Source organism: Herminiimonas glaciei, from assembly GCF_042664955.1.
Classification (GTDB): Bacteria; Pseudomonadota; Gammaproteobacteria; order Burkholderiales; family Burkholderiaceae_D; genus Oxalicibacterium; species Oxalicibacterium glaciei.
The window spans coordinates 16,266-39,244 of the sequence record NZ_JBHTBU010000002.1 but is presented as its reverse complement, the minus strand read 5'-3'; the positions used below and the strand labels follow the sequence as shown (position 1 = coordinate 39,244).

The window sequence follows — 22,979 nt, the reverse complement described above, 5'->3', positions numbered from 1 at the left end:
CCTGGTCTTGCGCCACTCTTGGCGATGGACTGCTCTATAATTCCCCCACCATGATTAATCAACGTATTCTTAGTCACTTCCATGAAAGTGCCGAGCTGAAAATCCAATCCGCCTCGGTATTGGCGCGTCCAATTGAGCAGGCTGTGGAACTAATGTTCGGCGCCCTGTCTAATGGGAACAAGATTCTTGCTTGCGGCAATGGCGGTTCGGCAGCAGATTGCCAGCATTTTTCAGCACAACTGGTGGGGCGCTTCGAACGTGAACGTTTGCCGCTGCCAGTCATGGCGCTGACGACCGACACTTCCATCCTGACTGCGATCGGCAACGATTATAGTTATCAGGAAATTTTCAGCAAGCAAGTCCAGGCATTTGGACAATCCGGCGATGTGTTGCTGGCATTGTCGACTTCCGGTAACTCAGCCAACGTTAACGCCGCGATTGAAGCCGCGCTGGAACGCGATATGCGCGTAGTGGCGCTCACCGGTAAAGGCGGTGGCGCTACAGCCAAGTTATTGACCGATGCGGACGTGCATATTTGCGTGCCGCATGACAGGACTGCACGGATACAGGAAGTACATTTATTAACGATACATTGTTTGTGTGACGGCATCGACGTTGCACTATTTGGAGGAGATGAGAATGACTGATTTGAAGAGTTTGATGCATGCTGCAAAGCGCCCGTTGGCGCTGGCCCTGGTCGGTGGCGCACTGGCTATCAGCCTGCAGGGTTGCGTCGGCGTAATGGTCGGTGGTGTCGTGGCCGGTACGCTGGCAGCGACTGATCGCCGTACTCTCGGTGCGCAGACGGAAGATAAATCGATTGCCGTCAAAGGTGAAATCGCAATTCCTAAGGTGGTCGGCGATGCCGGTCACGTGAATGTAACCAGCTTTAACCGTAAAGTCTTGCTGACCGGCGAAGTACCGAGTGAAGCAGCGAAAGAAGCCGCGACGCGTGAAGTAGCCAAGATTGAAGGCGTGCAATCGGTTGTCAACGAGTTGGCGGTATCGGGTGCATCCGGTTTCGGATCGCGTTCCAACGATACCCTGATCACCGGCAAGGTAAAAGCGTCGATCGTCGATAACCGTACCTTGTACGCAAACTCGATCAAGGTCGTAACCGAACGCGGCATCGTCTACCTGATGGGACGTGTCACGGAAAAAGAAGGCGACCTGGCAGCGAATATCGCACGTGGTGTGAGCGGTGTGCAAAAAGTCGTGAAAGTATTCGAATACATCAGCGATGATGAATATCGCATGCTGACGACGACGCCGGAGTCGCAACAGAAGTAATCATTCCCTGCCAGATTCATGCGGGGTGTATATTAAAGCCGCGCAGCAAATTGCTGCGCGGCTTTTCTTTTGGGGAGAGAAAAGATGCAACTGATTTTTCCTGTCGGATTGATCTTGATCGTGGTCCTGTGGGGAATATTTTCCCCGGAGTCATTGGGTACGATCTCCCATGTCGCGATGCATGCGATTACCAAAAATTTCGGCTGGCTCTACCTGTGGGTGGTATTGGGGCTGGTCCTGTTTTCCGCTTTCCTCGCCTTCAGTCGCTACGGCAACCTGAAGCTGGGCAAGGACGACGATGAACCGGAATTTTCATTGCCTGCCTGGTTTGCGATGCTGTTTGCCGCCGGCATGGGCATAGGCCTGGTGTTCTGGGGCGTCGCCGAGCCTTTGTCACATTTCACACAAGGTCCACCGGGCACGATCGCGCGCACGCCGGAAGCCGCCAATATGGCGATGCGCTACAGCTTCTTCCATTGGGGCATTCATCCATGGGCGGTCTACAGCATCGTGGCACTGGCAATTGCTTTCTTCCAGTATCGACGCCAGGGTGTGGCCTTGATCAGTGAATCGACCAAATCCCTGCCGTGGCGCCCGGTACAGCGCATGTCCGGATTGTTTAATGGATTGGCCGTAATTGCTACTGCCTTTGGCGTCGCCACTTCGCTGGGCATGGGCGCAATGCAGATCAACGGTGGCCTGGCTGCCGTGTTCCACGTGGCGATCAATCAGTATGTGCAGGTCGGCATCATCATCTTTGCAACCGCCCTGTTTATTACTTCTGCCGTCAGTGGTGTGGCCAAGGGTGTCAAATGGCTGTCATCCATCAATATGCTGGTGGCGGCCTTGCTGACCCTAATGGTATTTGTGCTCGGCCCCACGGTTGTGATTATTGATACCTTCACCAATACGCTGGGCAGTTATATCAGTGAGCTGGTACGCATGAGTTTGCGCATGATGCCTTTCCGCGATAGCGAATGGGTCGGCGAGTGGACCGTGTTTTACTGGGCCTGGTGGTTGTCATGGTCGCCTTTTGTCGGACTTTTTATCGCCCGCGTTTCGCACGGCAGGACCATACGTGAATTCATTGTCGGCACCGTAGTCGCACCTTCGATTGCGGCTTTCATCTGGTTCTCGGTATTCGGCGGCACCGCGCTGCATATGGAAATCTGGCAAGGGGTGCCGATAGCGGCAGCGGCCAAGGCGGACCTGTCGATGGCCTTGTTTACGATGCTGGATGCACTGCCTTTTGGTCTGATCATGTCGGTGGTTGCGACGCTGCTGGTGCTGGTGTTTTTTGTCACCTCCGGCGATTCGGCGATACTGGTGCTGGGCATGATGAGTACCGGTGGTGACAGCAATCCGTCGGCACGCATCAAGATCACCTGGGGTGTCCTGATTGCCGGGATTGCCACCAGCCTGTTGCTGGCCGGCGGTATTGACGCCCTGCAGACTGCGACTATTGTCTTTGCCTTGCCGTTCACGATAGTGGTCGCGTTGATGGCGATTTCCCTGTGGCGCGCGGTACGTGAAGACTGGAAAGAAGAGCAACGGATAGAGAAGGAACTACGCCAGCGCATGCGGCAACTGGTTTCCAAATAAGGGCCAGGCGCTGAAAAAATGCTTGCCGCTTAACAACTTGCTTTTGTGTAATGCTATATTGAGGCCGCGTGACAATTGTTACGCGGCTTTTTCTTTTTGGAGAAACCATGACAGCAGTGCTCGTTATCCTGGCTATTGTTGCTATCGTCGTATTCTGGGGTGTCGGTGTTTACAACCGTATCATCGCTTTGCGCAATTACTTTGAGAATGCCTTTTCCCAAATCGATGTGCAACTCAAGCGTCGTTATGATTTGATCCCGAATCTGGTGGAAACCGCCAAAGCTTATATGGCGCACGAACGCGACACACTGGAAGCGGTGATTGCAGCGCGCAACCATGCGGTCGATGCTAACAAAAAGGTCGACGGCGATCCGGCTGATGCCGCGGCGTTTAAAAACATGGTGATCGCGGATAACGCGCTGGATGCGACCTTGGGTAAATTTTTTGCGTTGTCGGAAGCCTATCCTGATTTGAAGGCCAATCACACCATGATGCAATTGAGCGAAGAGCTCAGCAGCACCGAGAATCGCATCGCTTTTGCGCGGCAGGCTTACAACGATAGCGTGATGTCATACAACGTCGCAATCCAGCAATTCCCTGGTTCGATGATCGCGAATTCCTTCGGTTTCAAGACGGCAGGATTGCTGGAGTCGACGGAAACGCCGGAAGAACGCAAAGCCATCAAGGTTACTTTCTGAGCTTAGTCCCGCCTTCAATTCTCTTTCCGATGACATGCATGTGTTTCGTTCCTGTTTGCAGTTGAAACCACAATTGAAATGAATTTCTTCGAGCAACAGGATCACGCCAGGCGGCAGAGCAGGATGCTGGTGCTGCTGTTCGCACTGGCTGTCATCGCCATCGTGCTGGCAGTGAATATTGTCATGGCCTTGCTATGGATATTGTTGCAAGGCCAGCCACTGGCTGGTGCGCATCATTATCCGCACGGTTTCTTCTTTACCAATACCTGCATTACCGTGCTCCTGATTTGTGGTGGCACGATGATAGAGATCTTCAATCTCCGTGACGGCGGTGATGCTGTCGCGCGCATGGTGGGTGGGCGCCAGGTATCACCAAATACGATAGACCTGCATGAGCGCCGCCTGCTCAATATCGTCGAAGAGATGGCGTTGGCATCCGGTATTGCTTGCCCCAAGGTTTACCTGCTGGCAAAGGAAGAGTCGATCAATGCATTTGCCGCAGGTTATAACCCGAATGAAGCGGTTGTAGTGCTGACACAAGGGGCATTGACGCGTCTCACGCGTGATGAATTGCAGGGCGTGGTCGGGCATGAGTTCAGTCACATCCTGAATGGCGATATGCGCCTGAACCTGAAGTTGCTCGGTGTGACCTTCGGTATCGAGATGGTGGGTGACTTCGGCCGGCAGGCGCTGGAGTTTGCCTGGTACAACTCGGATGGCATCGAGGCTGGCTTCAAGCTGGCAGTGTTTCGCATTATCGCTTTCATATTTGGTTTTGCATTTTTTGTGATTGGTTATATCGGCTTGTTTTTTGGCCGCGTCATTAAGTTCGCTGTTTCACGCCAACGGGAATATCTGGCCGATGCGAGTGCCATACAATTCACGCGGAATCCGGATGGTCTCGGCAATGCCTTGCGCAAGATTGCTGCGTTGAGTGATAAGGGTTTTTCCGGCGCATATATCGGTCATCGCAATGCAGAGCAGCTATCGCATCTATTCGTGAGTGCGGTGCGGCCGCATTTGATGGCGGGCTTCTTTGCCACGCATCCACCCTTGCAGGAACGCTTGCGACGCATCTATGGCCGAGAAGTCGAGATGCCGGATGAGCAGGAGTTGCGTGTGCAAGATGTGCGCAACTTTCCCGTTCCGTCTGATGCCTTGCCGGCGCTCGCTTATGCCAGCACGCCATTGAGAGCCATGCGGACGGACTTGCAGGAAGCGAGTACGGCGATCGCGCTGGCGGCGGCGCACGCATATGGCGATGGCACGTTGGCGCAGATCCGATTGAGCCCGGAGATAGATAGGGTCGCGCATGATCCGGCTGAAGCACCGTTGCTGCTGTATGCACTTTTTCTGAATCCTGCCGACGAGCGGAGTCCTCAGTTGCAATACTTGCTGGAACATATGCCGAATCAGATTGCACAGGTAAAGCGGCTGGCTGCTGCCATCGTGCAATTACCCGAGAATGCGCGTCTACCCTTGCTTGACTTGATGATGCCGGCCTTGCGGCAGTTATCGGTACCGGAACGTGACGCCATGCTGGCGCAATTCCAGCGCATGATCGCGAGTGACAAGCGTGTGAGCCTGCATGAATTTGTACTGCAAACGGTATTGGTGCGACGCCTGGCGGCGCAGGCGAATCGTGCAGTGCGGATTAAGTATGCGACTGTTAATGAATTGAGGGCAGAGTGCCTGGTGTTATTCTCGTTGCTGGCACATGTGGCCGCACCCTTGCGCAAAGAAGCTGTCGCATCCTTATTCATGCGCGCAGCCCATGCGTCGCCGACGTTGGCGCTGTCGGAAAAAGATGTGTCCGGGATAGATGCATTGAGTTACAGCCGCATCAAGCTCGCGCTGGATAAACTGAATCAACTGGCGCCCCTGGCCAATCCGGCATTGATCAAATCCCTGCTGGCTATAGCCGGCGAGCAGGCAGCACTACCCTTGCCTCTGGCCGATCTCTTGCGCGCCATTTGCGCTGCACTGGAAGCGCCTATGCCGCCGACAGTTGCCGCGGTGTATACGAATACCGGCTGGCCTGCCGCCTCCCTGTCCTGAGCGTACTGCATGTGTCGGTATTTTCGATTAAACATGCAACACAGGACCTGACTATAATAGGCACACTGAATTTTTCGGATTGTCGATCATGCAAGCATCTCCTGCCGCACCCCAGCGTACCTGGCTTAAAGTCCTGGCCGCCCTCGTTATCGTGGCGCTGGCAGTGGTCGGCTATATGTCGGTATCCAAAAAGGATGCGATCCCGGACGTGACCTTTACCAATCTGCAAGGCAAGAAATTTACTTCGCAGGATTTGCGTGGCAAGGTAGTGATGATTAATTTCTGGGCGACATCCTGTGTGACCTGCGTCAAGGAAATGCCGGAGATGGTCGACACCTACAATAAGTACAAGGACAATGGATTGGAATTCATCGCGGTGGCGATGGCTTACGATCCACCTAACTATGTATTGAATTTTGTAGAGACACGCAAATTGCCGTTCCAGGTCGCACTCGATACCCAGGGCGATCTGGCAAAATCATTTGGTGATATCAAACTGACGCCGACGACCCTAGTGGTCGATAAAGATGGCCACGTCATCAAGCGCTATGTCGGTGAACCCGATTTTGCCGCCTTGCATAAATTGCTGGAAAAAGCGCTGGCAGCTTGATGCTGTCAGCTTAATCAAACAGCGCTGTACCTGCCGCCGCTGACTCTCTCTATACCTGCCAGGTCGCGCCAGCTTTGCACTTCCGTGTAGCCGTGCGCGCTTAGTGCTTCACGTACGGCCGTCGCCTGGTCGTAACCATGCTCCATCAATAGCCACGCTCCTGGTGCCAGGTATGGCCTTGCGCCGCGTGTGATGGTTTGCAGATCGGATAAACCGTTGCCATGATCGGTTAGTGCATCGACCGGTTCAAAGCGCAAATCACCTTCGGACAAATGCGGATCGCCTGCGACGATATAGGGTGGATTCGACACGATCAAATCAAAGCGTTGTGCATCCAGTGCGCTGAACCAGTCGCTCCGCAGGAAATCCACTTTGACCTGGTTTTTATTGGCATTGCCTGTCGCAATGGTGAGTGCCTCAGCACTGACATCCAGTGCCGTGACGCTGGCATCGGGGCGTGCATGTGCCAGTGCAATCGCAATCGCACCGGAACCGGTACCCATATCCAGCGCGCGGCCTTGTGGTGGCAGGTGTTGTATCGCCAGTTCAACCAGCAATTCGGTATCAGGACGGGGGATGAGTACGGCCGGGTTGACGTCAAACGACAAACCAAAGAATTCGCGCTCCCCGGTCAGGTAGGCGATCGGCTCACCGGCGCAGCGGCGCGCAAATAGTTGCAATAACTGTTGCGCTTCGCTTGCCGTCAGTGCGCGTTCCGATTGGGTAATCAATTGCACGCGCGAGAGTTGCGTGACATACCCGAGCAGGATGCGTGCTTCCAATTGTGCGATCGGCGCCCGCTGCATGATCGCAGCGATGGTGGTGCCGGCAGCGACGCTTGCATCCTTGGCGCTCATTAATTCTTCTTGATGGTGGTGTAAATCAGATAAGTAGCGATCACGGCGAACCAGACCAATGCCCATTGTGGCAAAGACAAGCCGAGTATCGGTGCGTACTCGGTGGTGCACAGGCCATCCGCCTGGAACAGGAAAGGCAGCAGCTTGGCGGTCGGTATCGTATTCAACGATGTTTCCAGCGGATCGATACCGCAGGATACGGTCGGATTGGCCTTGATATAGATGTGCCAGCCGGCGACACCGGCTCCGGCTATCGCCGACAGTGCTGCCAGGCCGGTGGCGACCTTGGCTGCGCCACGTGGCAGATAGACTGCGATCAGGCAGATGATGGCAATCGCGGCGAAGGCATAGCGCTGGATCACGCACAGCGGGCAAGGCAGCATGCCTTCTACATGTTGCAGATACAGTGCGACCGCCAACAGGGCCAGTGACACAAAGGCAACGGCGAGCAGCACGGGTTTGGAGTTTTTCATTGCTGGATTCTCAAAAAAGGATGCACGTTAAGAGTAAGGATTACCGAAATAGTTGCCGGATCATTGCATCAATTTGCATCGCCGAGCGCCGCCAGCAATTCTGCCTGATGTTCCGCTGCCAGTGCATTGGTCAACTCGGTCAAATCGCCATCCATGATGAAGTCGAGTTTATACAAAGTCAGGTTGATGCGATGGTCGGTCATGCGCCCTTGCGGGAAATTATAGGTGCGTATGCGTTCGCTGCGGTCACCGGAACCGATCAATGATTTGCGTGTGGCCGCTTCCTTCGATTGCTGTTCGCGCAACTGGACATCCTTGATGCGCGCCGCCAGCACTTTCAGGGCGGAAGCCTTGTTCTTGTGCTGGCTGCGGTCATCCTGGCATTCGACCACGATGCCGGTCGGGAGGTGTGTAATGCGGACCGCGGAATCGGTTTTATTGATGTGCTGGCCACCGGCGCCGGACGCGCGATAGGTATCAATGCGCAAATCCGCCGGGTTGATGTTGACGTCTTCGACTTCGTCAGCTTCCGGCATGATGGCGACGGTACAGGCCGAGGTATGGATGCGCCCCTGCGTTTCCGTTGCCGGCACGCGTTGCACGCGATGGCCGCCGGATTCAAATTTGAGTTTCGAGTAAGCACCGAAACCGATAATGCGTACGATGACTTCCTTGTAGCCGCCGACTTCGGACGCCGACTCCGACACCATTTCTATCTGCCAGCGATTGCGTTCGGCAAAGCGGCTGTACATGCGCAGGAGATCGCCGGCAAACAGTGCCGCTTCGTCGCCGCCGGTACCGGCACGGATTTCGAGGAAGATATTGCGGTCGTCATTCGGATCTTTCGGCAACAGCATTTTTTGCAAATCGATTTCCAGCTGCTCCATGCGCGTTTTGGCGGCGGCAATTTCTTCCTGTGCAAATTCCTTCATATCCGGATCGGATAACATGCCCTGCGCATCCTGGATGTCGCTTTCGGCTTGCCGGTAGTTGCCATACAGCGCGACCAGTGGCCCGAGCTCGGCGTGTTCACGTGTCATCTTGCGGTAGTTGTCCATATTGGACGTCGCGTCTTCCTGCATCAGCAGCACATTCAATTCGTCCAGTCTCTCGGTCAATTGATCGAGTTTGGCGAGCATCGATGGTTTCATCATATTTTTATCTTGGTTCTGGTTGATTTTGTTGCTGTGCATCGCCGTGTCGGACAGGATGCAATGGTGTGGTCGGCGCAAGGGCTGACCGGCAGGAAGAGCGTCGCTAGCGCTTGGTGCGGAACAGCTGTGGCAGCAAGGCGGCGAGACGGGCGCGTTCGTCACCTTGGGCGTTATTCAGGGCCTGTTGCGGGCCATGCAGGAATTTTGCGGTCAAGCCTTTGGACAGGGCTTCGAGTACCGCATCGATATCTTCCCCCTTGGCCAGCAGCTTGCGTGCACGTTCCAGTTCTATCATGCGCATGGCTTCGCTGGTTTCATGCAAATCCTGGATTACCGGTACCACGGCGCGGGCATCTATCCAGTGCATGAAGGAGCGTACGCGGGTTTCGATGATGGCTTCGGCTTGTGCGACTGCCGCCTGGCGATTTTCGACGCCGGTCTGTACAAAACTGCCGAGGTCATCCACGGTGTACAGGAAGACGTCGTCGAGGCGCCCGATTTCGGCTTCTATATCGCGTGGCACGGCGAGGTCGACCATGAACATCGGTTTGTGGCGACGTGCCTTGATCGCGCGTTCCACCATGCCGAGGCCGATGATAGGCAGGGATGAAGCCGTCGAGGAAATGACGATGTCATAGGTGGCCAATTGATCCGGCAGATCCGCCAGGCGGATGGCCTTGCCATTGAAGCGATGTGCGAGGGTCTGGCCGCGCTCCAGCGTGCGATTGGCGATGGTGACCGACTTCGGATTTTGTGCTGCGAAATGAGTGGCGCTGAGCTCGATCATTTCGCCGGCACCGATGAACAATACATTCTGTTCCGAAATCTTGTCGAAAATGCGCTGCGATAAACGTACCGAGGCGGCTGCCATCGATACGCTGTGCGCGCCGATTTCAGTGGTGCTGCGTACTTCCTTTGCTACTGCAAAGGTGCGCTGGAACATCTGGTGCAAATAGGTGCCGAGCCCGCCGGCAGCTTCCGCCTGGCGTACTGCATCTTTCATCTGGCCGAGGATTTGCGGTTCACCGAGGACCATGGAGTCGAGGCCGGACGCGACACGGAAGGCATGGCGTACTGCATTGTCTTGCGGCAGCGCGTACAGATAAGGGCGCAGTTCCGCGTAAGGCAGTTTGTGATAATCGGCGAGGAAGTGTGCGGTGATATCGATCGCTTCGTTCACGCCGCCCGGCAAATTGCTGGCAGCGTATAACTCGGTGCGATTGCAGGTCGACAGGATCGCCGCTTCGTCAGTATAAGTGGTGGCATCACTGCGGCCATACCAGCTACGTGCGGAAGCCACCGCCTGACCGAGCTGGTCAGCGGGAAAGGCTACCTTTTCGCGCAGTGAGACAGGCGCGGTAGTGTGGTTAAGGCCGACGGCGAGGAGTTGCATTTATGGCACAAATATTCAGTGGTTGAATAGCGATACATTATAGCCTGTTGCACTTTGGCACGAGGCTGTTGCCTCAGGGCAGTTCGACTTCGTGACAGACCGGCAACTTTAGCGTGAAACTCGTTCCTACTCCGGCCTGACTCATGAAGCTTATATCACCCTGATGCCTTTCGATGACTGTTTTAACGAATACCAATCCTAAGCCTACGCCATCATGGCGTGGCTGGTTCGGTAAATCGACACGCTGGAAGCGCAGGAACAGCTTGCCCTGGTCGGCGTCGGCGATACCGTAACCGTGATCCAAGATGCGGCAAACCACGTGTTGCTGCGGGCCATCCCGTTCCAGCCAGACCGAGCACTCGATGCTGGTATGGTCCGGGCTGTAATTGATGGCATTGGACAGCAAATTGGCCAGCGCACGCGTCATTAGCGTACGGTCAACCTTGACCGGGTATTCACCGTCGCTGATTGCCATTTCCACGCTGATGTGGCGGCTCTTCGCCAGTGACCACATTTCATCGGTGGCATCGAACAGCACGTCCTGGAAGTCGACTTCTTCAAGACGGTATTCATGCGATTCGGCGCGCGCCAATTGCACGAAGTTATCTGCCAGTCCCAATGTTTTGCGCGAGGCTTTTTCAATCCGGGAAAACAATTCCGCCTGTGGCAAGGCGGATGAAGTTTCACTTTGCAGCTCCAGCAGCGCCAGGATGGATGCCTGCGGTGCGCGCATATCGTGCGACAGGAAGCGCAGGGTTTCATCGCGGCTGCGTTCGGCGGCGCGTATCGTGGAGATATCAAGCACACTGACGATCCAGCCAGTCAACAGATTGGTCGCCGAATTGCAGGGGCTGCTTTTTACGAGCAGGTCGCGGCCTTTTTGATCTTGCGTCGAAATGCCGTTGTGCAGGGTTTGTGAAGCCTGGATGTCGAGTAAATCGGGCCAGTCGAAAGACAGGTTGGCGGCCTGGTCAACCGGCTGCGGGTTCTTCAGTTGTGCCAGCAGGTCGATGATATTGTGACCCAGTACATTATCGATGCCGAGCGAGCGGTAGTAGTCATTCGCATGCTTGTTTGCCAGCAGCACCTGCCCTTCGACCGAGGTGACCAGCGTTGCATCCGGCAGGTTATCTAGGTTGTCAGATACGAACTGGCGCAAATCGCGTACACGGCGTGCCGCGTTCTTCATCGCGGTGATGCGTTGTTCGAGTACGTCGGCCATTTCATTTTGCGACACCGTGGTTTTTTCTTCCGGCAGTAAGTGTGGTTCCTGGTCCAGGCGGGTAAATTCCTGGCCCAGGTAGGTAATCGCCGCTTCCAGTCGACGCCAGCTCCACAGCGGGTAGGAAATAATCAGCGTGATGACCGCTGCTGCCGGTGCGATCCAGATCCCCATGCGCAAGCCGATGTAACTGGCGACCAGCGTGACCAATATCCAGATGCCGGTCGCAAACAGGGAAAAACGCGGTGACAGCAGCAAGTAGCCAAGCAAGGCCATGAATACCGGGATCGCATTGAAGAAGGCGGTTTGCCACGCGGCCGCAATATGGATTTCTTCGCCATCGATCAGGCTGGCCAGGACATGCGCATTGATCTCGATACCCGGCATCGCGCCCGCGTTGCCGGAAACCGGGGTCGGATAAGAATCGGCCATGCCGAGTGCAGTCGCGCCTATCAGCACATATTTATCGGTGAAAAATTCATCCGGCACTTCACCGCGCAATACCGCGACATAAGGGACGGATTTGAAATGACCGATGCCGCCTCCGTACGGAATATACAGTTGGTCGCCGCGTTGCCAGGTGTCAATCAGCGATGCGGTCTTCGGGACGGGCAAAGCCGTGGTGCCACTGTATTGCATGCCGCTGCCGGTACTGAATATGGCGGCGGAAAAATGCAGCCAATCTTTGCCATTCTGCCCTTCGCGCAGGAACACGCTGCGCACGACGCCATCGCTATCGTGTTCGAGATTGATATGGCCAAGGGCGTGCGCCGAATTTGCCAGCAAGGATATCGGCAAGCCTGCCCTTAAGCCCTGGCCGGCATTGCTCAGGACCACCGGTAGCACGACATGCTGGTTTTGCATGATGGCGGCTGCCAGCTGGCCATCCGCTTGTGTTGTTGATTCTTCGGACAGGATGACATCGAGGCCGATGGCACGCGGCTTTGCTTTATTTAGTTTGTTGATCAGGTCGGCGTGCAGTGTACGGGGCCAGGGCCAGCGCCCTAGTTCGGCCAGGCTATAGTCATCGATGGCAACGATGATGATGTCTTCGCGTACCGGCTTGTTGTCATCAATGGAAAGGAATAAATCGTAGAGCGATTGGTCGAGACGGCCCAAACCATTTTGCCAACCCAATGCAATGGCCAGCGTCAGCAGGCCGATGAACAGCATTAACCATTCGCGCAGTGCCAGGCGCCGCACGAGTGGAGAGAGCCAGCGGATTTTCATCAGTTGGTACTGGCGCTTACTGACGGTCTGTCGCGCGGTTACCGTCGCGCGCTGCAGCTTCTTTGCCGCGCAATGGGTGGCCGTCGTTGATGATCCATTGATCGGTAACGATCAGGGTTTGTGCAGAGGAGTAAGGATTGCTGCTGCCATCCGCATTCACACTTTGCACGCGCGTGAAATACGTGCCGAATGAAGGACGCGGCAGTTTGATTTCATTGCCGGTGACATTGCTGTTGAAAAGCAACCAGGTAAATTCCACATCGCGTGCCACCTGGATATTGTACTTTTGCGTGGCGGAGCCGTTCCAGCGCAATTCGAGTTCCTTGCTGTAGTTGTTGACGACCGACGGTGCATCCTGCGCTGCGGCTTCCTTCTGCGGCGCCAGGCGATTCTTGATGGTGACGGCGAGCGTGCGCGGCATGCCTTCCAGGCCGCGCTCATCGATGGCGGATATCTGTGCGAAGTAATTGCCTTCCTGGATATTTTCCAGTACGACTTCTGGTGAATTGCCTTTGGTCTCGGCCAGCATGTGCAGGGTTTCGGCATCCTGTGCCAGTTGTACGTGATACGCGCGTGCACCTTTCACCGGGGTAAACGTGAATTGCGCATTGCCATTCAGGCGGTACGGCATGTTCGCCAATTGCGGTGCAGGCAGCAAGTCAACCGCGCGACCGACTGAATGGCCAGCGATGATATTGCCTTTCACGCTGTCGAGCATGCGGGCTTCGGGAGTCTGCGGCAAGCCGACCGCGACGTGACCATCCAATACTTCGGTCGCCACCTTGTCGCCATTCAGGCCGACGCGGAAATGCGTGCCGCGCACACCGGCAACCGAGGCCGGAGTCCGCACTTCAAAGCGGCCCTTGTTGGTATCCAGCGGTGAGACGCGTGAGACCACGCGGCCACGCAGCAGTTTGACCTCGGTGCGCGGGCTGGCGGTGTAAAGTGATTTGCGTAATTTGGCGAGCAGTACATTGCTGTTCGACGGTATCGAAATACGTGACTCATCGGCCAGCGACAGTGTCAGGAAGCTATTGCTGCCGGTCGTGATGCGCATGCCTTCGGCAACCTTGCTGCCGATATCGATTGTCATGGCGCGGCCATCCGCTGCGGTTGCGATGATATTGCCGTTACGTGCAATGACAGTTGCATCGGTCGGCTCGTCAGCCAGCAATTCAGTCGGGATGATAATGCCGGTGCCGATCGGGATATTGCTGTCTTTGCTGATACGGTTGATGGTGCCGAGGGCGACCCAATTGCCGGTTTTGGTGGTGAGGCGCTGCGCGATCGACATCAGGGTGTCGCCGGCCTGGGCGTAATAGGTAATGCCGGATGACTGGACAGTAATGCTGCCTGGTGCGGCCGTGGATGCAGCCGCCCATACGATAGGGGTTTGCCCTATCGCCAGTGCCAGAACCAACATCAATTTATGAAGGGTAATGCGCATGCTTGTTCTCCGCGCAACCCTGGTGCGCCTTGCTAGCCTGTCATTTGCTCCAGGCGGTAGCCGTAGCTATACACCGGAGCCAACCGAAAACCATGTTCTGGACGCAATTGTAACTTGCTCCGGACTCTGGATACATGGGTATCCATGGTTCTCGATGGAATTTCTACATCGCGGGCCCACACTGCTTCCAAAATATAGGCGCGTGACAGCGGGCGACCCAGGTTGCGGAAGAACAGCAAGGCCAGGTCGAATTCCTTTTGCGTGACTTCGATCGGAGCGCCGGACATGGTCAGGCGACCGGTACGTGCTTCGAAAATGAAATTGCCGAACTGGATTTGCTCAATCGGATTCTGGCTCGGATAAGCCCGGCGCAACAAGGCCTGTACGCGTGCCAGCAACTCACCGCGGCGGATAGGCTTGATCATGTAGTCATCTGCACCGGCTGCGAGGCCGGCCACGATATCATCTTCACCCGAGCGGCTGGTCATGAACAGCACCGGCAGATTGGTCGGCAGCTTTTCGCGTGCCCAGCGCAAAACGTCGGCACCGCTCAGATCTGGAACCTGCCAATCGATAATTAACATATCGAAGCTTTCACGGCGCAATTGATTCAACAATTCCTTGCCACTCTGGAAGGGATGGCAGAAATGGCCGGCGGCACTGAGCACTTGACAGACTAAGTCTGTCTGGCTGCGGTCATCATCGAGTACGGCAATTCGCATATTTTTGGCGCTTTGGACAGCGAGTTGTATTTCGTTGCTCTAATTTAACAAAGTATTCCCATGCTGGGTCTTCAAGGATTGCGATGTGACAATATTTCACAAAATACGAGCGTGAATATCAAACATTTATGGTTTTTTTGCATCATGTCAGTCTTTTTCTGACTCATGCCTACGATAAAAGTTACCTTAACGTTCGTGAAAAATAGACTCAAATACTGCACAAGAGTGCATTAGTTCAGCATGCAGTGATGCACATTTTCTGTGACATACGCAAAATGTGTGTCTTCTTGATATACGTAATTGTTAAGCGGGTGGATTCACATTTATCACGTCAACATACGTTGGCAGAAAAGGAAAACACTTGTTTCCGCATATTTATTTCCTATACTAAAGATGCAATCCCGAGAAAGTTAACGTTGGAACAAACCGGAGGCAATCATGAAATTTAAAGACCTGAATTCATGGCACCTGACTGACGTTGTCCAATCCGCCAAAAAAGTAGATGCAGACGGCGACCTTGCTCCAATTGCCGCTTTTGTGGTCGGCGCCCCACTGGTTACATTGGGAGCCGTTACCTTCCTCGAAATCCTGTTTGCGATATAGGCTGCAACACAGCTTACTTTGAACTGAAATGAAAAAGGGCGGAACTGCTCGCAGTTCCGCCCTTTGCTTTGACCAGGCCGTACGGTGACGGCCAGCCGGCTTATTTTTTAGCCAGGCAAGTTTTCATGAATTTCTTGCGATCGTCGCCCTTCATATCTTTTGCATCCACGTTACAGCTCGCCATTTTGTCGCGTTGCGCTTGTTGCGCGGCGCTGACTTTTGGTTTGCCGCTGAGGCAATCCTTCATAAAGGCTTTGCGATCGTCGCCCTTTTTACCTTCGGCATCCTTGTTACAGGTCGTCATCTTGGTTTGCTGCGCGGTTTTTTCCTTGGCCGGAGCGGCTGGTGCAGGATCGGCTGCAAACGCGCAGCTGGCAAAGGCGGCTGAGATGAGAAACGCTAGAATTTTATTCATTGGAACCTCTCAAGAAAGGGAGTCGGAAAACATTTATTAGTATTGATATGAAAACAACGATGCTGCCTAGACTACAACGACCTGAAACTCTATCCAGTTGACGTCGGCACCACAATTTCTGTCGCGACCTGCAACTTTGCCCGGAACAAGGCTTAACCGAAGAATTTACCCTTGAGTAAGCCCAGCCCTTGTTGCAACAGGTCATCACCTTGCGGCACCTGTCCATTCGGTGTGAGCTGGTCGATGATTTGCGGCAAAAGTTGCGCGAGGCCGGTTGTTGCGTGTTCCGGTGCGATGCCTGCCTGCTGTGCGATTTGCTGGATGTTGTCGGCACCCAATGCATCCTTGATCTGGTCGCCGGAGACCGGCTGGTTTTCACCAGTGCCTATCCATGAAGCGACTTGCTCGGCCAGGCCGCCGCTTTGCAGTTTTTCCAGCAAACCTTGTACGCCACCTGCCTGGTTTACCAGTTCCATGATGCTGCCCATCAAATCGCCCTGCGGTACCGGATCCTGCTTTTGCGCGCCGAGCGAGCCCATTACCTGTCCTGCCAGTTGATCGAGTAATCCCATCACACCCTCCGAAAAAACAAACCATACCGGTCGTGTCGGCATAGTGTCGGCACGAAATGGGGCGCGAGTCCGTCCCACTTCGGCCATACTAAATCAAAAAGATGGCATTCTCATTACAATTAACAATTGTTAATTGCCCGGGAGTAAAGCGCAGATGTCGCTGTAGGTGAGGTGGTTTATTTGCGATCCGCCTGCAAATTTTTATGGTGGAAGCGCAGGTGGTCTTCGATGAAGGTGGAAATAAAATAATAGCCGTGGTCATAGCCGGCGTGCCGGCGCAAGGTTAACGATTGTTGCGCGTGCAGGCAGCTTGCTTTGAAGGCTTGCGGCAATAACTGATCAGGAAAAAATTGATCACTCAAGCCTTGGTCGATCAGTATGCCGCCGGGGAATGGTGTTTTCATTTGCTGCATGAGTGCGCTGGCATCATATTGACGCCAGGATTGCTGATCACTGCCGAGATAGGCGGAGAAAGCCTTGATGCCCCACGGACATTGGCTGGGTGCGCAAATCGGTGCAAAGGCGGAGACGCTGCGGAACCTGTCCGGATTGCGCAAGGCCATCACAAGTGCGCCATGGCCGCCCATCGAATGACCGGTAATACCGATACGATTGGCTTGTACCGGGAATTCCCGGATGACCAGCTCATACAATTCTAGCAGGTAGCTATACATCCGGTAATGCGTATTCCACGGTGCTGCAGTGGCATCAAGATAGAAACCGGCCGCGACACCCAAATCCCAGTTATCCGTTTCACCCGGAACACCGGCACCGCGCGGGCTGGTATCCGGTGCGATCAGGATCATGCCGAGCTCGGCCGCGACACGCTGTGCCCCTGCCTTGATGACGAAGGTTTCTTCAGTGCAGGTCAGCCCGGCCAGATAAAACAGGGCCGGGACCTGGGCAGCGCTGGCTTGTGCCGGCAAGAACACCGAAAAGCGCATCGGTAATCCTGTAGCAGTGGATTGGTGCCGATAAAACCTCTGCACCCCGCCATAGCAGCCATGTTCGCTGATCAGTTCTAACATCGCGGCCTCCGTCGGTTTCTTAATACAGGACGACGGAACGTATGGATTCGCCGCTCTTCATCAGGTCGAAACCTTCGTTGATGCGCTCCAATGGCAAGGTGTGGGTAATCAGGTCGTCAATATTGAGTTTGCCTTCCATATACCAGTCGACAATTTTCGGTACATCGGTACGACCGCGTGCGCCGCCGAATGCCGAACCTTTCCATTCACGACCGGTCACCAGCTGGAACGGACGGGTGCTGATTTCCTGGCCGGCGGCGGCGACGCCGATAATGAAGGATTGGCCCCAGCCCTTGTGGCAGCACTCGAGCGCCTGGCGCATGGTGGTGGTATTGCCGATGCATTCAAACGAGTAATCAGCGCCGCCATCGGTCAGTTGCACGATGTGGTCGACGACGTTTTCGACTTCTTTCGGATTGACGAAATGCGTCATGCCGAATTTACGTGCCATTTCGATGCGGCCCGGATTGATATCAACGCCGATGATCTTGTCGGCACCAACCATCTTCGCCGCCTGGATCACATTCAGGCCGATACCGCCGAGCCCGAACACCACCACATTGGCACCGGCTTCGACCTTGGCCGAAAACACGACCGCACCAACACCGGTGGTGACGCCGCAACCGATGTAGCAGGCTTTATCGAACGGTGCGTCTTCGCGTATCTTTGCCAGTGCGATTTCCGGTACCACGATGTAATTTGAAAAGGTCGATGTACCCATGTAATGGAACAGCGGCTTGCCATCCAGCGAAAAGCGGCTGGTTGCATCCGGCATCAGGCCGCGACCCTGGGTCGAGCGTATGGCCTGGCATAGATTGGTTTTGCGCGACAGGCAGAATTTGCATTGGCGGCATTCCGGGGTGTACAGCGGAATGACATGGTCATCCTTCTTCAGCGTCGTCACGCCGGGACCGACATCGACTACCACGCCGGCGCCTTCATGGCCGAGGATAGCGGGGAAGATACCTTCCGGGTCCGCACCGGACAGTGTGTAGTAATCGGTATGGCATATGCCGGTGGCTTTGATTTCGACCAATACTTCGCCGGCTTTTGGTCCGGCCAGGTCAACTTCTTCGATGGTCAATGGCGCGCCAGCTTTCCACGCAACGGCTGCTTTGGTTTTCATTTTTTTGCCTCTTTATTATCGGTAAAAGAATCAGCTACAAGAACGTCAGTGATTGTCATTGATCAATTCCGATATATGGGAAAGCCTATGCATGAATGGCCGAAAATGCTGCCATAATGACCCGAATTTAATGGCCGATGAACTGTGACGCCGTGATGTGCAACTGCACATTTCTGCTCCCGGGCAATAATCCACACCGCGCATTTGTACTGCGACCAACAAGCCATGAATGCATTGAAACCGCACACTCCCAGAACTGTCGACATCATTATTTATCCGGGCTTCAAGGCGCTGGAAGCCATCGGTCCGCTGTCGGTATTCGAATACGCCAACCTGCACCTGCAGCGGCAGCGCAAAGGCAATGGTTATGATGTGCGCTTCGTATCTACCAGCGCCGGACCGGTCCAATCAGATACCCAGATGGTCTTGCATGCGGCGAAAGCGGTCAGCAACCTGGCCCTGCCGGATGACGCCATCATCGTTGGTGCGCGGAATATCCAGGGAGCACTGGAAAATGCAGGACCTATCGTCGACTGGGTAGTCGCAGTCCATCCGCACATCAATCGTCTCGCAGCCCTATGTTCCGGTGCTTTCTTTTTGGCTTCGGCTGGTGTGCTGGAAGGCAAGCGCGCGACTACGCACTGGAGCGTGGCGCAAATGTTGCAGGAGCAATTCCCGGCAATCGAAGTTGATGCCAATGCGATCTTTGTGCGTAGCGGTAACTTGTGGACCTCGGCCGGTGTGACTGCCGGGATTGATCTGGCGCTGGCTTTTGTCGAAGAAGATTTTGGTCGTGAACTGGCACTTGATGTGGCGACCGATATGGTGGTGTATCTGAAACGTCCGGGTGGACAGTCGCAATTCAGTACGCATTTGCTGAGCCAGAAAACCGCAAGGCCGAATATCCGCGAAGTGCAGAACTGGATCTTGGAAAACCTCGATCAGCGCTTGTCGTCGACAACGCTGGCGCAAAAAGCGATGATGAGCGTGCGCAACTTTGCGCGCGTATTCCAGCAGGAAGTCGGGCAGAGTTCGCAGGAATTCATAGAGGCGAGTCGCCTCGAATTGGCCAAACAATTATTGGCAGATGTGGCTTTGCCGATCAAAAAAATCGCGGCGCTGAGTGGCTTCACCGATGACGATCACATGCGGCGCGTATTTCAGAAACGACTTGGGATTACGCCCAAGGTGTATCGCGAACGTTTTGCGACAACCGGGATTAATGAGGGTAACGCCGGTGCAATGCCGGCTGTAATTTCCTGATTACCTGAACGACAGCGTTTAACTACGCCGCGTTATTGCCTGTATCGACCAAGTCGCGAAACGCTACATTCAGCGGGATCATGGCCTTGCGTTGCTTGCGTCCTATACAATAACTTTCCAGCGTGCGGTAGTGCCCGATCAGCAGTTGCTGTGCACGTGCGAGGTCCCCGCTTTCAATCAGGTCTATCAGTTGCGAGTGATCCTGGCACAGGTGGACATGGTCGAATTCGCCATAGTATTGCGAAGTGATCAGGCGTTCCTGTGCGGTCAGCTTGCCGTGGATATCTTCCAGCACGCGGTTATGCGCCAAACCTACGATCAGCACATGAAAATCCGGACCCAACCTGAATTCCTGGTCGATATCGTGATGCTGGTGCGCACCGCTCTGGTGGGCGATGTGCTGGCGTAACTTCGCGATATCAAAAGCCGTAATGGTTTTGATGAATTTCTCCAGCGCTGCGCATTCCAGCATCGCCAGCACTTCAAATGTTTCCCTGATTTCCAGGTCGCTCAATTCGGTGATGTGCGCGCCGCGATTGTGTTCGATCGTCACCAGCTTGTCTTGCGACAAGCGTATCAATGCCTGCCGTATCACGGTCCGGCCTACGCCAAAAATATCCGCCATTTCGGCTTCGTTCAACTTGGTTCCGGGAACCAGGCGTTGTGCCAGTACGGCTTCGGTGACGGCATCGACGATGCGCTGGGTGGGGGTAGCTAAATCCGGACTGGGCATAAGGGATAGAAAGAAGTGCTGAACGATGTAGCCATGATAACTCCTTGTGCAGTTTTTCCACAATTTGTTTGACTATCCGTTTAAATTGCATACAATACATAAAAATAGTATGCAAAATGTTATGGATCGACAACAAAGGAGATGAAATGAGCTTTACAGCGCTTTTAGCGGATAAGTCCTATCTGCGCCATTTTTGGCACCCGGTTTGCACCCTCAAGGAATTTACAGAATCAGCGCCTGCGGGAATCGGCCCGATGGCAGTCAAATTGCTCGGCGAAGATATCGTGCTGGCGAAACTGGACGGCAGGATTGCTGCCATGCGCGATCGCTGCGCCCACCGCTTTGCCAAATTATCAAAAGGTTGTGTGAAACAGGGCGCAGCCGGCGACCGTCTCGAATGTCCTTATCACGGCTGGCAATATGACAAGGACGGGGCTTGTCGCACTATCCCTGCCTGTCCTGAACTGCCGATACCTAAAAAGGCACGCAGCGATGCTTTTGAGTGCGAAGTCCGTTATGACATTGTCTGGGTGCGGCTGGATGCATCCTTCGGTGTTACCGAGATCCCGCTCTTCAGTGACTGGGAAGAGGAAGGCATGCGGGTGGTGGTGGTCGACTCTTATGTATGGCAAACCTCGGCCGAGCGTCGCTGGGAAAACTTCACGGACTTCTCGCACTTTGCTTTTGTCCATCCCGGCACCTTATACGACTCGGCATTTGCGCGGCCGCCAATGGCGCCGGTCAACCGGGTAAATGGGGAACTTCGCTTTTCGATAGAACCGCCGAAGGAAATGTTGGAACAGTTACCTGAGCATTCGCCACTGGGTGCGTTCAACTATCGTTGCACCATGCCATATACGGTCAATCTTGAAATTGCGCTGTATCGGAAGCCGGAGCGCTTCGTCCTGTGGACCACCTCATGCCCTATCGATGACATGACATGCCGCAATTTCATGATCATTGCACGCGCCGACACCGACGATGATGACGCTACCCATGTCGCGTTCCAGAAGCAGGTGTTGGCTGAAGACCAGCCGGTAATCGAATCGCAATTCCCACACCACATCTGTACTGAAGAGATCTCGGTCGTGACGGACAAGGTATCAATCCAGTACCGCAAATGGCAGCGTGAACTGGCTTCGGCCGCCTTACAAGGGAAAGAGCAATTCGAACGCGCGCTACTCACCGACATCGTCGAGCCACCAATCGCAAGTGTGGCGCAAGCCCAGGTAGCCGCCGTCTGAATTGGCATTGATCAGCTAAAAGGAATGAATGTGAAAAAAATGTTTTTAATGGCATGTGCCGGTCGCGGAATACAGCCCTCTTCGAAAAGCCATCCGGTGAGTGAAGACGAATTGCCGGTGGATACCCAGTTCCGTTTGGTGAAGGAAGCCGGCATCTGGGATTTCTTTGACCGCATCCCGACCGATGACAATCTGGATGAGTTCGTCAAAGCGATAGAAAAATATGATGTGCCTGTGCTGTCCGGTAGCTGGACTTATCAGCTGGGAAAAGATGAAGCGGTTATCACCGCCAATCTGCAACGCGCGAAGAAGGTTGATTCGAAATATCACAACCTGATGGTGTGGGCGCGCCATGCTGACGGCCACATCCTGAGCAATCAGGAAATCGTCGCATCCTATCTGGACGTCTATGCACAAGCCGAGCGCCTGGGCATCACCATTACATATGAAGTGCACGTCGATATGTGGTCGGAAGATGTACGCCGTATCACCGAGGTGGCGGAAGAAGTCAGGAAGCATGGTGTGCCGTTCAACTTTTGTATGGATTACAGCCATTGCATTTTCAAGATTGAAAATGAAGTCGAGCAAGCAGTTTCTGGCATACGTCGCGATGCCGAAGCGCGACGCAGGCTTGATCCCTTCAATGACGACAGTTTTTGCGATGAATGGCTGGCGCAAAACATGGTGCACTGGACCCAGGTACGCCCGGCGGCGCCGAATGGTCCGCGCAACTGGCTCGCATTTGAAAGCGGTCCTTTTGAAGGTATCGGCAATGATCGCCCCGGCCGCAGCATCCAGTACCCATTCCGCAAGCCGGGGCCGGATGAATGGCTGGATACCGATTGGCATGCTTACAAACTCTCGTGCACCAAGGAAGCCTTGCGCAAGGTCATCGATGACTACATCGGCAATCCGGATTCGGCAATGCGCATCATGACCATAGACAACATCAACCTGTCTGCCTATGGCGTGGGCTGGAAGTACAACATGTATGAAGACAGCTGTGAACTTGGACGGTATGTCAGGGAGCTGTACGCGGAACGGATGGCGGTAGCGGCAGCACGCGAGCAGGCCGGGTCAGCGGCTGCATTCATCAATCAGTATCGGCCATGAGTATGGCCGGTTCAGTAAGCCTGTAAATAAAGGAGCAGGCAAAGATCGCGGCTGGCAGCAGGCAGCCGTTCATTCCAAAGTTTGATGCAGCAGTTTTTCAAAATATAACTAACCAAAATGGTGGAG

The 22,979-nt window shown here is 54.5% G+C and carries 22 protein-coding genes; 10 read left to right on the top strand and 12 right to left on the bottom strand.

Annotated elements, in window-relative coordinates; genetic code table 11:
- The first annotated feature begins 50 nt into the window (after positions 1-50).
- The 6 genes from ACFQPC_RS10980 to ACFQPC_RS10955 all read left to right on the top strand — a co-directional run bounded on the left by ACFQPC_RS10980 (position 51) and on the right by ACFQPC_RS10955 (position 6,258).
- A complete protein-coding gene (locus tag ACFQPC_RS10980) occupies positions 51-647 on the top strand; it encodes a phosphoheptose isomerase (protein ID WP_011979431.1) in 597 nt (198 codons plus the stop codon).
- On the top strand, positions 640-1,290 hold the full coding sequence (locus ACFQPC_RS10975) for a BON domain-containing protein (RefSeq protein WP_382271939.1): 651 nt from the start codon (positions 640-642) through the stop codon (positions 1,288-1,290). The genes ACFQPC_RS10980 and ACFQPC_RS10975 overlap by 8 nt, the downstream gene beginning before the upstream one ends.
- Positions 1,291-1,374: 84 nt before the next feature.
- Positions 1,375-2,892, top strand: coding sequence for a BCCT family transporter (locus ACFQPC_RS10970; RefSeq protein ID WP_382271938.1), 1,518 nt, complete (start codon positions 1,375-1,377; stop codon positions 2,890-2,892).
- Positions 2,893-2,999: 107 nt separating this feature from the next.
- Positions 3,000-3,590, top strand: a complete 591-nt coding sequence (locus ACFQPC_RS10965; protein WP_382271937.1) for a LemA family protein — start codon at positions 3,000-3,002, stop codon at positions 3,588-3,590.
- A 78-nt stretch (positions 3,591-3,668) separates the two neighbouring features.
- Positions 3,669-5,648: a M48 family metallopeptidase gene (locus tag ACFQPC_RS10960; RefSeq protein ID WP_382271936.1), complete on the top strand. Its 1,980-nt coding sequence runs from the start codon at positions 3,669-3,671 to the stop codon at positions 5,646-5,648.
- Between the two features lie 88 nt (positions 5,649-5,736).
- Positions 5,737-6,258 (top strand): TlpA disulfide reductase family protein, encoded by a 522-nt coding sequence (locus ACFQPC_RS10955; protein ID WP_382271934.1) that lies wholly within the window; start codon positions 5,737-5,739, stop codon positions 6,256-6,258.
- A 14-nt stretch (positions 6,259-6,272) separates the two neighbouring features.
- Here ACFQPC_RS10955 and prmC read toward each other — a convergent pair whose 3' ends face one another.
- The 7 genes from prmC to ACFQPC_RS10920 all read right to left on the bottom strand — a co-directional run bounded on the left by prmC (position 6,273) and on the right by ACFQPC_RS10920 (position 14,756).
- Complete coding sequence (gene prmC / locus ACFQPC_RS10950) at positions 6,273-7,115, bottom strand: peptide chain release factor N(5)-glutamine methyltransferase (RefSeq protein WP_382271933.1); 843 nt, start codon at positions 7,113-7,115, stop codon at positions 6,273-6,275.
- On the bottom strand, positions 7,115-7,588 hold the full coding sequence (locus tag ACFQPC_RS10945) for a disulfide bond formation protein B (RefSeq protein ID WP_382271932.1): 474 nt from the start codon (positions 7,586-7,588) through the stop codon (positions 7,115-7,117). The genes prmC and ACFQPC_RS10945 overlap by 1 nt, the downstream gene beginning before the upstream one ends.
- 68 nt (positions 7,589-7,656) lie before the next feature.
- Positions 7,657-8,739 (bottom strand): peptide chain release factor 1, encoded by a 1,083-nt coding sequence (prfA, locus tag ACFQPC_RS10940; protein WP_382272928.1) that lies wholly within the window; start codon positions 8,737-8,739, stop codon positions 7,657-7,659.
- Between the two features lie 106 nt (positions 8,740-8,845).
- Positions 8,846-10,135, bottom strand: coding sequence for a glutamyl-tRNA reductase (gene hemA / locus ACFQPC_RS10935; protein ID WP_382271930.1), 1,290 nt, complete (start codon positions 10,133-10,135; stop codon positions 8,846-8,848).
- 73 nt (positions 10,136-10,208) lie between these two features.
- On the bottom strand, positions 10,209-12,587 hold the full coding sequence (locus ACFQPC_RS10930; RefSeq protein ID WP_382271929.1) for a CHASE2 domain-containing protein: 2,379 nt from the start codon (positions 12,585-12,587) through the stop codon (positions 10,209-10,211).
- Positions 12,588-12,603: 16 nt separating this feature from the next.
- Complete coding sequence (locus ACFQPC_RS10925) at positions 12,604-14,034, bottom strand: FecR family protein (RefSeq protein WP_382271928.1); 1,431 nt, start codon at positions 14,032-14,034, stop codon at positions 12,604-12,606.
- Positions 14,035-14,066: 32 nt separating this feature from the next.
- Positions 14,067-14,756, bottom strand: a complete 690-nt coding sequence (locus tag ACFQPC_RS10920) for a response regulator transcription factor (protein ID WP_011979443.1) — start codon at positions 14,754-14,756, stop codon at positions 14,067-14,069.
- A 438-nt stretch (positions 14,757-15,194) separates the two neighbouring features.
- Between ACFQPC_RS10920 and ACFQPC_RS10915 the strand changes: the two genes are divergently transcribed.
- Positions 15,195-15,359 carry a hypothetical protein gene (locus ACFQPC_RS10915; protein ID WP_187148345.1) on the top strand — a complete coding sequence of 55 codons (165 nt, stop codon included), beginning with the start codon at positions 15,195-15,197 and terminating at the stop codon, positions 15,357-15,359.
- A 100-nt stretch (positions 15,360-15,459) separates the two neighbouring features.
- Here the strand turns inward: ACFQPC_RS10915 and ACFQPC_RS10910 are convergent, their stop codons facing one another.
- From ACFQPC_RS10910 to ACFQPC_RS10895, 4 genes are all read right to left on the bottom strand, one after another.
- The gene (locus ACFQPC_RS10910; protein WP_011979444.1) at positions 15,460-15,774 is read right to left on the bottom strand and encodes a PsiF family protein; all 315 of its coding nucleotides are present in this window, start codon (positions 15,772-15,774) and stop codon (positions 15,460-15,462) included.
- A gap of 152 nt (positions 15,775-15,926) precedes the next feature.
- Positions 15,927-16,346, bottom strand: a complete 420-nt coding sequence (locus ACFQPC_RS10905) for a YidB family protein (RefSeq protein ID WP_382271927.1) — start codon at positions 16,344-16,346, stop codon at positions 15,927-15,929.
- A gap of 176 nt (positions 16,347-16,522) precedes the next feature.
- Positions 16,523-17,374: an S-formylglutathione hydrolase gene (gene fghA / locus ACFQPC_RS10900; RefSeq protein ID WP_382271925.1), complete on the bottom strand. Its 852-nt coding sequence runs from the start codon at positions 17,372-17,374 to the stop codon at positions 16,523-16,525.
- Between the two features lie 19 nt (positions 17,375-17,393).
- The gene (locus ACFQPC_RS10895; protein ID WP_195876418.1) at positions 17,394-18,500 is read right to left on the bottom strand and encodes an S-(hydroxymethyl)glutathione dehydrogenase/class III alcohol dehydrogenase; all 1,107 of its coding nucleotides are present in this window, start codon (positions 18,498-18,500) and stop codon (positions 17,394-17,396) included.
- Between the two features lie 225 nt (positions 18,501-18,725).
- Here ACFQPC_RS10895 and ACFQPC_RS10890 point away from each other — a divergent pair, with 225 nt between their 5' ends.
- Entirely contained in the window at positions 18,726-19,763 is a 1,038-nt protein-coding gene (locus ACFQPC_RS10890) for a GlxA family transcriptional regulator (protein WP_382271923.1), read from the top strand.
- A gap of 22 nt (positions 19,764-19,785) precedes the next feature.
- Here ACFQPC_RS10890 and ACFQPC_RS10885 read toward each other — a convergent pair whose 3' ends face one another.
- A complete protein-coding gene (locus ACFQPC_RS10885; RefSeq protein WP_382271922.1) occupies positions 19,786-20,496 on the bottom strand; it encodes a GntR family transcriptional regulator in 711 nt (236 codons plus the stop codon).
- 116 nt (positions 20,497-20,612) lie between these two features.
- Here ACFQPC_RS10885 and ACFQPC_RS10880 point away from each other — a divergent pair, with 116 nt between their 5' ends.
- Positions 20,613-21,740, top strand: coding sequence for a Rieske 2Fe-2S domain-containing protein (locus ACFQPC_RS10880; RefSeq protein ID WP_382271921.1), 1,128 nt, complete (start codon positions 20,613-20,615; stop codon positions 21,738-21,740).
- Between the two features lie 39 nt (positions 21,741-21,779).
- On the top strand, positions 21,780-22,853 hold the full coding sequence (locus ACFQPC_RS10875) for a sugar phosphate isomerase/epimerase family protein (protein ID WP_382272927.1): 1,074 nt from the start codon (positions 21,780-21,782) through the stop codon (positions 22,851-22,853).
- The last annotated feature ends 126 nt before the right edge of the window (positions 22,854-22,979 follow it).

What these genes read in the sequence shown, in the direction of transcription:
- ACFQPC_RS10925 (WP_382271928.1), bottom strand. Translation starts at nt 14,034, where the DNA reads ATGCGCATTACCCTTCATAAATTGATGTTGGTTCTGGCACTGGCGATA.
- ACFQPC_RS10920 (WP_011979443.1), bottom strand. Translation starts at nt 14,756, where the DNA reads ATGCGAATTGCCGTACTCGATGATGACCGCAGCCAGACAGACTTAGTC.
- ACFQPC_RS10965 (WP_382271937.1), top strand. Translation starts at nt 3,000, where the DNA reads ATGACAGCAGTGCTCGTTATCCTGGCTATTGTTGCTATCGTCGTATTC.
- ACFQPC_RS10945 (WP_382271932.1), bottom strand. Translation starts at nt 7,588, where the DNA reads ATGAAAAACTCCAAACCCGTGCTGCTCGCCGTTGCCTTTGTGTCACTG.
- ACFQPC_RS10960 (WP_382271936.1), top strand. Translation starts at nt 3,669, where the DNA reads ATGAATTTCTTCGAGCAACAGGATCACGCCAGGCGGCAGAGCAGGATG.
- ACFQPC_RS10890 (WP_382271923.1), top strand. Translation starts at nt 18,726, where the DNA reads ATGAATGCATTGAAACCGCACACTCCCAGAACTGTCGACATCATTATT.
- ACFQPC_RS10980 (WP_011979431.1), top strand. Translation starts at nt 51, where the DNA reads ATGATTAATCAACGTATTCTTAGTCACTTCCATGAAAGTGCCGAGCTG.
- ACFQPC_RS10915 (WP_187148345.1), top strand. Translation starts at nt 15,195, where the DNA reads ATGAAATTTAAAGACCTGAATTCATGGCACCTGACTGACGTTGTCCAA.
- fghA (WP_382271925.1), bottom strand. Translation starts at nt 17,374, where the DNA reads ATGTTAGAACTGATCAGCGAACATGGCTGCTATGGCGGGGTGCAGAGG.
- ACFQPC_RS10975 (WP_382271939.1), top strand. Translation starts at nt 640, where the DNA reads ATGACTGATTTGAAGAGTTTGATGCATGCTGCAAAGCGCCCGTTGGCG.
- ACFQPC_RS10910 (WP_011979444.1), bottom strand. Translation starts at nt 15,774, where the DNA reads ATGAATAAAATTCTAGCGTTTCTCATCTCAGCCGCCTTTGCCAGCTGC.
- prfA (WP_382272928.1), bottom strand. Translation starts at nt 8,739, where the DNA reads ATGAAACCATCGATGCTCGCCAAACTCGATCAATTGACCGAGAGACTG.
- prmC (WP_382271933.1), bottom strand. Translation starts at nt 7,115, where the DNA reads ATGAGCGCCAAGGATGCAAGCGTCGCTGCCGGCACCACCATCGCTGCG.
- ACFQPC_RS10895 (WP_195876418.1), bottom strand. Translation starts at nt 18,500, where the DNA reads ATGAAAACCAAAGCAGCCGTTGCGTGGAAAGCTGGCGCGCCATTGACC.
- ACFQPC_RS10905 (WP_382271927.1), bottom strand. Translation starts at nt 16,346, where the DNA reads ATGGGATTACTCGATCAACTGGCAGGACAGGTAATGGGCTCGCTCGGC.
- ACFQPC_RS10970 (WP_382271938.1), top strand. Translation starts at nt 1,375, where the DNA reads ATGCAACTGATTTTTCCTGTCGGATTGATCTTGATCGTGGTCCTGTGG.
- ACFQPC_RS10880 (WP_382271921.1), top strand. Translation starts at nt 20,613, where the DNA reads ATGTTATGGATCGACAACAAAGGAGATGAAATGAGCTTTACAGCGCTT.
- ACFQPC_RS10885 (WP_382271922.1), bottom strand. Translation starts at nt 20,496, where the DNA reads ATGCCCAGTCCGGATTTAGCTACCCCCACCCAGCGCATCGTCGATGCC.
- ACFQPC_RS10955 (WP_382271934.1), top strand. Translation starts at nt 5,737, where the DNA reads ATGCAAGCATCTCCTGCCGCACCCCAGCGTACCTGGCTTAAAGTCCTG.
- ACFQPC_RS10875 (WP_382272927.1), top strand. Translation starts at nt 21,780, where the DNA reads ATGTTTTTAATGGCATGTGCCGGTCGCGGAATACAGCCCTCTTCGAAA.
- ACFQPC_RS10930 (WP_382271929.1), bottom strand. Translation starts at nt 12,587, where the DNA reads ATGAAAATCCGCTGGCTCTCTCCACTCGTGCGGCGCCTGGCACTGCGC.
- hemA (WP_382271930.1), bottom strand. Translation starts at nt 10,135, where the DNA reads ATGCAACTCCTCGCCGTCGGCCTTAACCACACTACCGCGCCTGTCTCA.